This is a genomic window from Acinetobacter sp. NigerLNRRAM0016 (genome assembly GCF_054112845.1).
Map to the genome: position 1 here is coordinate 52,627 of NZ_JBSYVT010000008.1, position 12,495 is coordinate 65,121.

12 protein-coding genes are annotated in these 12,495 nt (G+C 37.1%); 8 read left to right on the forward strand and 4 right to left on the reverse strand.

Features of this window, described 5'->3' with window-relative positions; translation table 11 throughout:
- Positions 1–117 precede the first annotated feature (117 nt).
- From ACWQ4X_RS07375 to ACWQ4X_RS07400, 6 genes are read left to right on the forward strand one after another with little or no spacing between them, the layout of a single operon-like run.
- Positions 118–1,023: a hypothetical protein gene (locus ACWQ4X_RS07375; protein WP_044110992.1), complete on the forward strand. Its 906-nt coding sequence runs from the start codon at positions 118–120 to the stop codon at positions 1,021–1,023.
- Between the two features lie 12 nt (positions 1,024–1,035).
- Positions 1,036–1,710 carry a hypothetical protein gene (locus ACWQ4X_RS07380; protein WP_044110994.1) on the forward strand — a complete coding sequence of 225 codons (675 nt, stop codon included), beginning with the start codon at positions 1,036–1,038 and terminating at the stop codon, positions 1,708–1,710.
- A 12-nt stretch (positions 1,711–1,722) separates the two neighbouring features.
- Positions 1,723–2,292, forward strand: coding sequence for a hypothetical protein (locus ACWQ4X_RS07385; protein WP_005028650.1), 570 nt, complete (start codon positions 1,723–1,725; stop codon positions 2,290–2,292).
- On the forward strand, positions 2,292–2,849 hold the full coding sequence (locus ACWQ4X_RS07390; protein ID WP_005028652.1) for a hypothetical protein: 558 nt from the start codon (positions 2,292–2,294) through the stop codon (positions 2,847–2,849). Before ACWQ4X_RS07385 ends, ACWQ4X_RS07390 begins: the two co-directional genes overlap by 1 nt.
- 3 nt (positions 2,850–2,852) lie before the next feature.
- Complete coding sequence (locus ACWQ4X_RS07395; RefSeq protein ID WP_005028656.1) at positions 2,853–4,409, forward strand: UvrD-helicase domain-containing protein; 1,557 nt, start codon at positions 2,853–2,855, stop codon at positions 4,407–4,409.
- Positions 4,402–5,046: a hypothetical protein gene (locus tag ACWQ4X_RS07400; protein ID WP_005028658.1), complete on the forward strand. Its 645-nt coding sequence runs from the start codon at positions 4,402–4,404 to the stop codon at positions 5,044–5,046. The genes ACWQ4X_RS07395 and ACWQ4X_RS07400 overlap by 8 nt, the downstream gene beginning before the upstream one ends.
- Before the next feature lie 52 nt (positions 5,047–5,098).
- Here ACWQ4X_RS07400 and ACWQ4X_RS07405 read toward each other — a convergent pair whose 3' ends face one another.
- The 3 genes from ACWQ4X_RS07405 to ACWQ4X_RS07415 are packed head-to-tail and all read right to left on the reverse strand — an operon-like array spanning position 5,099 to position 7,984.
- On the reverse strand, positions 5,099–5,524 hold the full coding sequence (locus ACWQ4X_RS07405; protein WP_005028662.1) for a hypothetical protein: 426 nt from the start codon (positions 5,522–5,524) through the stop codon (positions 5,099–5,101).
- 14 nt (positions 5,525–5,538) lie between these two features.
- Entirely contained in the window at positions 5,539–5,949 is a 411-nt protein-coding gene (locus tag ACWQ4X_RS07410) for a hypothetical protein (protein ID WP_005005820.1), read from the reverse strand.
- 22 nt (positions 5,950–5,971) lie between these two features.
- A complete protein-coding gene (locus ACWQ4X_RS07415; RefSeq protein ID WP_005028664.1) occupies positions 5,972–7,984 on the reverse strand; it encodes a peptidoglycan DD-metalloendopeptidase family protein in 2,013 nt (670 codons plus the stop codon).
- 243 nt (positions 7,985–8,227) lie between these two features.
- On the opposite strand from ACWQ4X_RS07415, the gene ACWQ4X_RS07420 reads away from it, so the two are divergent.
- Positions 8,228–8,722, forward strand: a complete 495-nt coding sequence (locus tag ACWQ4X_RS07420) for a hypothetical protein (RefSeq protein WP_457903226.1) — start codon at positions 8,228–8,230, stop codon at positions 8,720–8,722.
- A 61-nt stretch (positions 8,723–8,783) separates the two neighbouring features.
- Here the strand turns inward: ACWQ4X_RS07420 and ACWQ4X_RS07425 are convergent, their stop codons facing one another.
- On the reverse strand, positions 8,784–11,789 hold the full coding sequence (locus ACWQ4X_RS07425; RefSeq protein ID WP_005028667.1) for a DotA/TraY family protein: 3,006 nt from the start codon (positions 11,787–11,789) through the stop codon (positions 8,784–8,786).
- Between the two features lie 266 nt (positions 11,790–12,055).
- On the opposite strand from ACWQ4X_RS07425, the gene ACWQ4X_RS07430 reads away from it, so the two are divergent.
- Complete coding sequence (locus ACWQ4X_RS07430; protein WP_005028668.1) at positions 12,056–12,469, forward strand: hypothetical protein; 414 nt, start codon at positions 12,056–12,058, stop codon at positions 12,467–12,469.
- Positions 12,470–12,495: the final 26 nt, after the last annotated feature.

The window sequence follows — 12,495 nt, forward strand, 5'->3', positions numbered from 1 at the left end:
AACTTATAAGTTATAATTGACCGGTATTAAAACACCGGTCTTTTTTATTTAACTATTTTTTTAAAACCATATTTTAACTATACTGCTAAAACATGGCTTAAAAGGTAATACTCTAAAATGCTTTTAAATAATTTCACTAAAATAGTAGCAAGTTGCGCTATTAGTATTATTACAATCTCTACTTACGCTGCACCATCTCAGGACCTTACTTCTAAGATGCAAAAAATGGGCAAAGTAAAAGAAGTTAAACCCTTTAGTGGAGGTTTAACTTCTTGGATTCTTGAGGCACCTAATGGGAAAAATGCGGTGTTTTTTACAACATCCGATGAAAAAGTCATCTTACATGGTACAGCTTGGGATTCTGCTACTAAAAAAAATATATCTGAGCCTCTTAAATTAACTGCAAAAAAAATGAATACACCAGCACAACAACCAACAGCTTCCGTTGGGAATTTGGCCAGTGCATACAATCATCCAGTCTTTAAAGCTGTAAAAACGCTTTCAGGGTTTAAAGAGGGGAAAGCGAATGATAACAACACTGTATACATCATTTACGATCCACGCTGTAAATATTGTCACGAAACATTCAACCTTTCTCGCTCATACGTTAAAAGCGGTGCAACTATTAAATGGATTCCAGCTTTAGTTCTAAACCAAAGTGAAAACGGAAAACAATTAGCAGCTGGAATTCTTCGTAAACCATCTGAAGATACTATTAATAAAACCTTTAATGGAACAGATGAAGAAATTAACTCAATTAAAGTGATTCCTACACCACAGGAACTTGCTGAGTTGGATAAACACTTAGGCGCTCTTCAATCTATCTTCTTCTATCACGAAGATATTGTTGCAATGCCAAAAGAAGATCGTGAACAGCGAGAAGCAATTCGTAGCGCTGGACAAAAGCCACAGCCACTAACTGCTGGTGTACCAGTTGCTATCTTTGTAAATAAAAAGACTGGAAAAGTTGAAGCTCGTAGAGGAACTTCAGAAACAGCCACTCTTGACTATATTTTCAAATAAGAGGGAATTGAGATGAACAAAACTCAATTGAAAGCTTTCCAATCGATTGTCGGAAACTTTTCACCTTATTTCTCTAAGATAAACAATGAGTCTATGTTTTTAGATTCTGACCTTTCTGGAGATACGGATAGAAATCGCCAGGTGAGCATCTTCAATATAGATGCAAAGGCCACGGATTTACTATTAACGATCAAAGGATTTGATCAGGTCGAGAATAATTTGTTTAGAGGACAAGTTTTCTTAAAGTCTGACGAAAACACAGAAATTCTTATTAGTGAGCCATGCTATTACTTAAACAAAAGCAAGGTTCGTTTCAGTACATATGAACTTCAGAGCTACATAAAGGAAGTTTGGCATCAAGCTCTAAATGAATATAAGGCTGATGTTACAGACAGCCCTATACGTTCTAATGAAGAAAAATACAGCTTATCTTTAGCAGATAGATTCTCTAGTTTTAAAACGTCTTGGCCAGCTATGGGCATTGTAGCTGCAGTAGTTGTTTTTGCTGGAGGCGGTTACTTTTTAGGTTCAGGTACTAATGCGAAAAATGCATCTTCAGAAACAAGTTCGCAACAACTAAGCACATCTGATAACCCTGAACTTGACGGTAAAGCCTTGGCTCTTAAAAACATGGGGTTAGATCCTAACTCAATGGCTTTTGATAACTCATGCTTTCAAGAAAAATAAGGTGAATTATCTATGAGAGCTAGACGAATAGAAAACCTTGAAGCATTACAGCTAAAGGCCTCAGAAATAGCACAAATAACCGTTAAAGAGTTGGAAGCACGACACTATTTAGTTTGGTGGTTGAGCTCATATGACCGAAACATGAAACGTGGCTATAACAATGAAACCATTTGCTTAAGCACCTATCAGGTGAATGAGTTTTGTTTTTCATATGCAATCACAAGCGAAGTTGAAAAGTTTTATTTACTAATACAACCCGAAAATTGGTTTTTAAATGATTTAACTTTCGAGTCTGCTTCTATAGATGAAAAAGGCTTAGTTTTAAATTTAGCTGAAGTAAATGATCAGTTATTCAAGCTGTATATATCGCGAATGCAAATCAGATTTAATCTTGATGAAATTCATGCTGAACGTTTAACACACGCAAAGAAATATGCAAAAGAACTGGTCTTTATTCAATACAACCCACAGAAAAATCAGGTCATGAATGTAGGTGTTTCTATCAATTTAGAAAACAACACAATCACTCGAAAATCATCAAATCAAACGGCAAAAAATAAGCGCTTGAAAGGGGCATTCTAATGAAGAAATCAAACTATTTTAAGGTAATTGGTGCAATAGCAGTTTCAACAGTTGTTTCACTTGCTTATGCTGGCTTTACTGAAATTAATAGTTCTGGAGACATTGTATCTAAAGACAGTGCAAATGCTTTACGCACCAGTTTTTCAACACCAAATCAAAATATACCAGCGCCATTACGCACATATTCACTATGGGATAAGATCTCAGAGACAACCAAATATAATGGCACAGTACAACCAAAGCCAACACCTGTTGCAATTGAGAGTACATCTTCTCAAGCACAAAATATTCAAAGCAAAAGCAATATTAATGTGGCTAACATAGAGAGCCAACAGGAAATCAAAAGATTACAGGCAGCACTAAAAGAGAAAGAAACTGAGAATAACAAGCTCAAATATTCAAACCTTGAGATGCAAGTGCAAGTAGTTGAACTAAAAAGCGATATAAACGAACTGAAGCAACAAGTTAACTTTTTAGCAAGCCAGATGCAAATTGTTGAAAGCGATGTGCTTGTAATGAAAAACAAAAAACCAAGTTCTTTTTTAGCACGAAATTAAGCAATGGTTGTGAAGAAAATTACTCAAAAACCTACCAGTGAACAGCAACGAGCAATTGATAAAGCAACACGACTAAAAACCAGTTTTAAATTGATTGCTTTTGCTGGTACTGGTAAGACTACGACATTGATCCATTGTAGTAGTGCTTTGCAACAACTAGGTAAGCTTGGACTATATCTATCATTTAATAAAAAGATGGCAGATGAAGCTAATCAAAAATTCGCTGAATATGGGCTGAATTCAGTCACATGTTCTACATTCCATTCTCTAGCTTACAGAAATATACCTGGTTGGCTGAAAAATAAGATTAACAAGCCTACGTTACTTCCTAAAGATATTGTTCAAAAGTTTAAGCTTGAAAACATTCGATTTCAGTACAACGGGAAAAACCGACAACTCACCGATCTAACATTAGCGCTGATTATCCTTAATACATTACGTTATTTTTGTATGACAGTGGATCAGACTGTTACCAATGATCATGCTTACATAGCTTTAAAAGAACAAACATCAATTAAGCGCAATGACGTTCTTGAAGATAAAATCACTTCAATTGCGAAAATGATCTGGAATGATGTAGTTGATCCAAACGGTGATTATGGTATTACACACGATTACTATCTCAAGTGGTGGGTACTGCAAAAACCACAACTTGATTTTGATTACGTGATGGTAGATGAAAGCCAAGATAGTGACCAATTAATACTAGACGTACTCAAACGTCAAAAAGCAAAAGTTATTTTTGTTGGAGATCCATACCAAAGCATATATGGCTTTAGGGGTGCGAAAGATATTTTACAGAACCTAGATCTTGAAGCATTGTACTTAGAACAGTCGTTTCGGTTTGGTAATGCAGTTGCAGATATAGCTAATCTACTTCTCAATAAACTTTTTGGTGAAACCAGACAGTTAAAAGGTTTACCAAGTAAAACGTCAAAAGTTACCACTTTCAGTACATCAAGTTATGCACCATCTTCATTGAACGCGATTATTTGTAGAACAAATGCTACGGCTTTTGAATACTTTTTTAAGTTTCATGGCTACCTTAATGGCGAAAAGAAAATACGTCTTGAGGTTGATGGAAAGCGCAGTAAAGATATTTTCAGTGGGATTTTTCAACTGAGAGCAAATAAACGGCCAACGTGTAAAGAGCTTCAAAACTTTTCTTCCTACCAAGAGCTTGTGGACCATATACAAGTGTTTGGAGAAGTGGAGGGGGCAACTACAGAATTAAAAACCTTTCTGGATCTAACAAACCAATACTCATGGCAAGTGATTGAGTGGGCGTTAGAAAATAGTATGGCTGATGATGAAACTGACCCAAAAAACACTTTGGTCATTAGCACATCACACAAGAGTAAAGGTTTAGAGTGGGATAATGTCCTAATCGCAAAAGGCTTTAACTATAAAATTCTCGATAAAAAGCTAATGATTTCTGCAGATGAAAAACGGCTGTTGTATGTGACCGTAACACGAGCCAAAAACATATTATTTACAGATGGCATTAATGATTTATTGGAACACTTAAATTCAAAAAATACGGAGATTTCAAATGCCTAATCAAGTTGAAGTTCTGCAAAATAGAGTGTTTCAGGCATGTCACAATGCTAGTTATATTCGCGGAGAGTTTCATCACGAACCGTATATCATGGAGCTTGTTAAGAAAAAGGGCTCACAGGTCGCAGATATAATCACACCACTTCTTGAAATGTTTCATCTAATTGAAAAGGAAACAAAGTCAATCTTTAGTTTCACGGAAGATTTTAATTTCAAGCAACGCCATTTTGAACCAGGTGTTTATCTCAAAACTAAAGAGATATTAAATGGTGTAGAAACGTTCGATGGCCTGGCTATCGTTGATATTCCTTCAGGATCTTTTAGAAGCATTGTCATAGATTCAGGCGGTGGAATTGCTTCAAGTAAACATACAATTGAGCAGTTTAAGGAATTAAAGGGGAGATATTTAATTCCATTTTATTTTGATGGAATATATGTGCACCCTCACTGTTATACATATTTTTTCATCGAAAATGATATTAAGAGGGTGATGCCCCTTGAGGCTTATGATTCAAGCAAAGTAGGAAATGAGCAAAACATGGGCTTGCATTGGGTAGAAGAAGCAATTGAATACGGTAATCTTCACTTTGGGTTTGAAGTTGAAACACCAGATACCGAAACAATTATAGAAAAAGTCTAAAACCAAACGACAAAAAAGGGCATCTTATAGATGCCCTTTTTATGTTTTGAAATTAATAAGAAAGGTCGATTGCCACTTGTGCTAAAGATGTAAAAGCAGAGGATTCACACATAAAAGATTGACGAATAAAAAACGATGGATTGTATGAGCTCACCATAGTTTGACTATCACAGTTTTGGCTAAATTTAATATGTTGTGTATTGATTGCTTGCCAAGCTGCAGCATTCTTTTGACTTTCCGCACGAACGTCTTTGATGAAACGTGTTAATGATTGGTTGTATGGTGTATTGCACTTAAGTTCTGGTGAACCGTACTCAGAATCACGCGCTTCATTATAATTAAACACGCATTTTTGATACTCAGCTTGTACCTTGTTATAAGCTTGAATAGCTTCAGCTTTGGTCTTATAACCAGCGTTGGCAGATGACGTAATAATGGTAGCAGCACATAACAAAGCTAAACTTAAAAACTTTTTCATAACCTGATCCTTTATTACTTCATTAATGCCGGAATAAACATTGCCCAACCTAATTTATTGGTCGCTTTACATTGCATGCTTAGTGTTTTGTACTTTGCAGTCTGGCCAGCGTATAACTGATCGCAGTTAGCAAGTAACTGAGTAAAGTTTCGATTGTGATCAGCTAGAACACGCGGAGCTTCTTCATTATTAATATATTTAGAAGCAAGGCTACCAAGCTGACTTGCGCGGTTATAAACATTTGTATAGCAATTTAGGTGTTTTGCATCAAATGGATCGTTAGAAACCGCAGCACATTTAACGTTTACTAAGCGCAGTTTTTCAAGTTCAGCACGAATAGAGTCTGAGCTAGTATTAGCACTAGCATTAAAAGATGCACATGCTAAAAGGCTAAAACCCAATAAAGACAAAAATCTGTTTTTCATAATATTTCCTTTAATTGCTCTATTAAGGGTATTCAGAATAGTAAGGGCATAAACGCATAACAATACCTTCAAATGTAACGGCTTCAGCTAAAGTCACAACACCATCTCGAGGGTTTCTATCGAGGTTTCTGTTCGCATTATATTCACGACTAGGGCTTTTATATGGTCCACCTAAAACTAGAGCATAAAACCCAGCTATTGTTTTATTATTATAGTCGCTTTTACGTTGTCGTGCTTTTACTGCAAGATATAAATCTAATAATTCGACTTGTTGTTGAGCACTCAGTGTAGTGATTTGCTTAGGGTTTGATTTAATTGAAGCTGGTATTCCTCTCGCTGTTAAATCTGAAGCATTAATATCTGTTATACCAATTTTAGTCCATTGACTTAAACCATATGCACCAGCGTTGTTGTCAATTTTAAGATTAAAACCGGCAGATTCAAAACCAAGAATAGCTGCAACGTCATTAGGGTTATAACCATGTTTTAAAGAAACACGTTTAATACCATCTTTAACCGCACCAAAAGCACCTGGTATACCCCAACCACATTTACGATCTGGAGTACCTTGTCCACCTTTTAAGATTTGTGCATCTGAATAAACTTGCCCGTTTCCACCTTCCTCAAAAAGCTGTTTCATTTCAACTACTGCTACTTCAGGAATAACAGTTGGTTGTTCAGCTTTCGTATAAAGTTCATCTACACGGCCAGAATAGCGTTGAGTTTCTGACGCTGTATAAGCTGCCAAAAGAGCCTCTAAGCGTTCATTTTGTTTATGGATCTCTTTAGTCAAATAGTTTTGTGCATTGATAATGTTTAGCTTTTCAATCAAAAGCCCCATCATCGACATAGTTGCTAATTCATTAAACCATTTAGAGTTGCCATAACGTCCAGTACCAATGTTTTCAATTAATTCTGCTGGCGTAGAATTAAGTGCACCAATATCAAAACCCACATCATCAGCCGTACCACCAAAAATAGTTCTAGGCGGTGCATATTGAGCAACATCATTTGCATAAATGGTACCGCTTGCAGCTGCTTCAGGTGAGATAGTACCGTCAGCAATCATTTGAGCGACTTGCACTTGTGCAGATCCATAAGCATCCATCGAAACATCGCCACTAAATGCAAGTGCTGGAAGCTTTTTGCCTTGTTTTACTGCAATGCCATCTACCGATGAAGAAACGGGGAGGGTGATTCCTGTTGATGATGAATATAAGGCATTCCATTGAGTCCTAATGGTGTTACCCAAGTACGGTGTGTATTTGTTTTCTAATGCTTGTCCTTGTGGCGAGACACTAATCACAACGTCTTGAGGTAAATATGGCGTAGGATCTGTTAACTTATATTCAGAACTACCCACATATGGCGCAGATCCTTTAACGCGTTGCTGAAGTGCAATGGATGGATTTTTAAAAACTTGATCTAAGTTTTTATTCAGCCAAACATCTAGCCCACGTTTTGCCTTTACACCATATTCAATGTGCAAATGCACGGCACATGAACCACAGCCTTTATTTGACATGTGTGCGATGTTTTGACCAGCTTGAATACGTTGACCAGGGTAAGCGTTATATTTTTTTTGATACGATGGATCAGTATGGCGATACATGATTCGATCGCCAGTATCCATCTGCATAATTAGTGGGTTAGTGGTTGATTGGTTGCTTGCACCAGATGAACGAGTGTCATAAGAGACAATAGAACCTGAACCAATTGCTTTAAGTGTAAGGTCATTAGGATTCGCACGACTAATATCAATACCGTTATGACTACCAGCAGCGCCCCCTCGCAAACGAAATTCACCAAAACGACCAGCACTACGGCGCCCATCATTCGGCATGATCGAATATTTATGGAAAATCATTTTTTGAGCGTTGTTAGGAACTTTTGCCGTATTAGCATTTGTAGCGGTTACGTTTTCAGAAATAGGATCGGCGTTAGCGGTATAAATAAAAGCCGAACAAGTCACTAAAATTGCGACTTTAATGCCACAGCTCAAGGGCTTTAATTGAAATGAGGGTTTAAATTTCATAAGTGAATCGCCAGGCTTAAAGGAAGTTCTTAAAATAAATTAACTTCTTATTAAATGTCCCTAATAGCTAAGTGGACGGATTAAGTATATACGATTAAATACTTATTTTATACTTTAAAAAAAGTTTTTAGGTTTTGTTTTAAGATAGTATATACATATAGTGTTAATCTTATTGATAGGTTTAAGAATAAGGTTACATGGTTTTAATATTTTAATTTAATAAAAGTAGTGAGGTATCTAAATATGTTAAATCACGCACACGTTTTAAGCGCTACTTTAGACCAAGCGATTGACCGTGCTTCAATGGGATTAGACTTTTTAATCCAAAACAAAGTACACATGAAGAATGAAAATGCCTTGTTAGCTCACATTGAAATGCTAGAAAACAGAATCAAAGGTATTACAAATCAGTACAACGAATTGGTTGCTGAAGCGAACGCACACATTGATGACGTTACAAGCAAGCACAATGAGCTGGCGAACAAGTACAACAATGTTTGCGCCCAAATGAAAGCAAAAGACATCGAGCTTAATAACAAGCAAATTGAGTTAGAAGAAGAGCGTATCAACAACTTTGACTTACTTGTGCAAAACCGTTCATATAACAATTTGATCCGTGCTTACAGTCATGCAGTTGGTCAGCTAGAGAAAGATCAACAGCAACTTGTTAATATCGGCGTTCGTAGATTTATTTTTAACTCTACAAACAAAAACAACATTCAGAAAATCAACTTTTAATTATGAATATTTTGATAAAAAAAATGGTGCTTATAAAGCACCATTTTTTATTGTCTAGATTTTAAGGTTTACCTTTAAACTTAGACAGAGTTGAACTTAAACCTGAACGCACACGATTAGTCATAGTGCTACGGCCAGAAATATTAGATTTCTTGGTTGCACTAGAACTAGCACCAAAACGTGCATTAGGAGTCGAACCAGTACCATACGTATAGCCAGTACCACTTGCAACATTCACACTACCGAAAGTAGAACCAGTCTTAGATGCTGATGCTTTAGCTACACCACGATTAAACGTAGAAGCTGTTTTTCCGTAAGCATTTGCACCATATAGACCACCACCAGTAGTAGGCGTATTATTTGTACCACTTACACTTGTAGCACCCATACCGAATGTAGATTGACCTTGGCTTGGGGTAGGTGATGTTGGTTTAGCACCAAGACCAGTTCTACCACCCGTACCACCAGTGACACCACTTGGAGTAATACCACCTGTACCACCAGTTGCAGCGCCAAAAGAAGCGGATCTAGCTGGCATGTTTACAGGGCTATATGCAGTCGTACTACCAGTACCGCCTAATGTATTACCACCTGTACCACCATTGCCACCACCACCACCTTTCGGATTATTTGGACCACCCTTACCACCATCAGGACGTCTACCAGGCGGTAAAGGACGGCGAGATGCTGGAGATGGACCAGACAACGTACTTGCAGCGCCACCAAACTTTTGAATAGCTTCTTTTGAGTTTGTTTCACCCCACTGACCGCCATTCAATCCAGAACCAATCCATTGTTGTACTTGGTCAGCAACACTAAATACCAACCCGTAAATCAGGTAGATCGCTGAAGTCATCAAGAATAGATATAAGAAGAACTTCCAGATAAACGTAATCAGCTCAGTAAAGATAACTGTAAACGTATTAGATGAATAAGCGATGCTCATTGCACCTTGGTAGCTAAAGAACATATCAGTAAGCGTAACAAGAGCTGGCCCGATAATAATTTCAGCCATCCAGAAACCAACAATGATAAATATTGGTCGCATGAACAACGTTAATACCGTGACATAACCTTGTGTTTGGCTACCGACAAAAGTACGCTCAGGGATCATGTGCATTAGCGCCCATAAAGGCAAACCACACACAGCGTATAGGATATGGATGATCCAACCTACACAAGCTAGACCAAAGAAGATCATTGGCATATATGGAATAACAACCGCCATCCACACACCAAGAATCGTCAAATACGTTACTAGCTGACCAAGGATAGGAGCAAAGATATTTTCAACGGCATATTCTAAAGCGTTGGTGCCTTCTTCAGTTACGCCCTTAAGCCCTGGTACCCATTGAACAAGAGCAGAACCAGAACGAGCAGTAAGCACGACTAATTTCATGCCGACAACAGTACCTTGAGCCACAGCTTTATAGACTAAGATTGCTTCACCAGTATCTTGAATATTACGGATAACATTCGTATTGCGGTGCAATGTAGTAGGGCTGATATTTGAGCTTGACGAATTATTATTTAATAATTCCGCATCGCCTTTTTCACCGACCAATACACCCATTACCAATGATTTAGTAATGTTTGTTGCCCAAGCAGAACCATATGCCGAAAACTTTTGATCGATGTTGGATACTTTGTTTGAGTCACCACCATCGGTAGACATTGATATTAAGTTGGTAGAGTCGGCAATATCGCCGTTTGCCACCCAATTATTGTTGGATGTAATGCTACCAACAGCATTATCCATTGCAACATAAACGGTGTTATAAATTGCTTCACCTTTTGAGTTGCTCATGATTGCTGAATTCAGTGTAGGAGGGCTGAACGTCCACAAAGGTTCAGTAATATACTTCTCAACAATAGCGCGATATTGACCTACTTTAATACGAGCTTCAGGCGTCATCATCCAACCGCGCTGATTTAGCGTATTAACAACAGTTTGAACCGCAGTATAGCCATTTTCAGAAGTCAGAACATTATTCGTTACGGTATGACTCTTATTCACATAATTATCAACTAGCGCATTGAAAGCATCCATAGCAGCTTTACTAATCGGGAATGTTCCTTCCTGTTCAGTGGCATTAGGGCTTACTTGATATGCGATATACCACTTTTCTAAATCGATAAAGAATTGACGATATAGATTGTTCTTTTCTTGTTGTAACTTAGCTTGAACATTTGCCAAAGCAACGTTGATCTTGTTTTGATCTGATTGGCGAAGTTTATAAACAGGAATGTCCATTAACTCAGCATTAACCGCAGCTGGATTAACAACGTTCATTGAAGCACCGCCACAGATCGGCTCTTTTTTGCCCCCAACTTCTAAACGGCTGTCAGCGTAAGCGAAGTTATAAGTAACAGATGTCCAGTTACTTGCAGTTTTAGCGGTTTTATCAATGTAGTTTTGCTTTTTCTCTACTGCAGTCATGCTAACACCAGGATTAGCATTCGCCCCATAAGCACCATCACTAAAATAGCGCCCGAATGCTGGCGGTAGAGTATAAAACTCTTGGTTTAGAACGTTAATACAATGCAACTGGCGAAGCATAACAGGCGCATTTTTCCTAAATCCAAAGATGTCACGCTGATGATCGTGCGTATCTGACAAACTAGCCGAAGCCATTAAGGATTCGCCTAACGTTCTATTATTAATTGTATTGGATACATTATTTGACCATAGCACCATACCTAGCACGACTACTTGAATGAAACAGTAGCCGGACGCCGTAGGTAAAAGTAAAATAATCGAATATAATATTCGGGAAAACATCGTAGTGACTTTTGAATCTTTCCCGAAAGCTTCACCGTCCTGGGCGCTTTTCAAAAGTGCTGTTAAACCAATACCGATCGCAAAAACCAAAACCAACGACATTGCCACACTAGCTACACCGCCTAATAATATATTAGTGAGTAAACCTGATGATGGTACTGTCGAGGCTGGTCCAGACGCATTGATAAACGCATTGATGAAGTCGTGTCCAAAGATAGATGAGAGAAGAGTAACGGCTTGGTCGCCATCACAATTCGGATTTGTCGATTGACAAAATAAACTCATAGCTAACTCACCGTTTTTCTTAATGCTTCTTATACATCGCTTACTTAAGACGACTAAAAGCAAAGTGTTATAAATTACAAGTTAGACGTTTAACTAAAAGGCTTAATACCTTTTAACCAAAGAATCATTAAAACCATTTTATTACAAATAACAATGGTTTTTAAATTAGCAATAATGTACCACAAAACTGTTATTGGTATATACAGAAAGTTTAAACATGACTTGCTAATTGTTTTAATGATTTAGTTTAAATACAAGAGACTATTATGGATAAAGCAAAGTTTACATCTCACTTAATTTTACTGTCGGAAATTAAGAAATCTGTATCTAAAGATATGGGGAAAGATATAACTGTTTTAGAGTTATCCTACATACTCAACCAAAGCATAAATCCTTTAATGGCAATAACTTATAAAGAAAAACTAGATAAAATAAATACTTTTGAATTAGATCCTATTGAAGTTCTCAAAAAACGGAAGAACCTAAAAATATTAAAAGTATTAAACCTCATGCTTACGTTAAATCTAGACAAAACCATTAAAAAAGACGATATAGAAAGTTACAACGAGTATAAAGACAAGTTTTTAGAGAACATCGCAACAATAGGTTTAGACAGATTAGAGCAAGAAGCGTTAAAGGTACAAATTGAAAATTTATTGAAGTATAATTGGGTATCTTAATACATCTCTTAATTTTAAGATTCTGA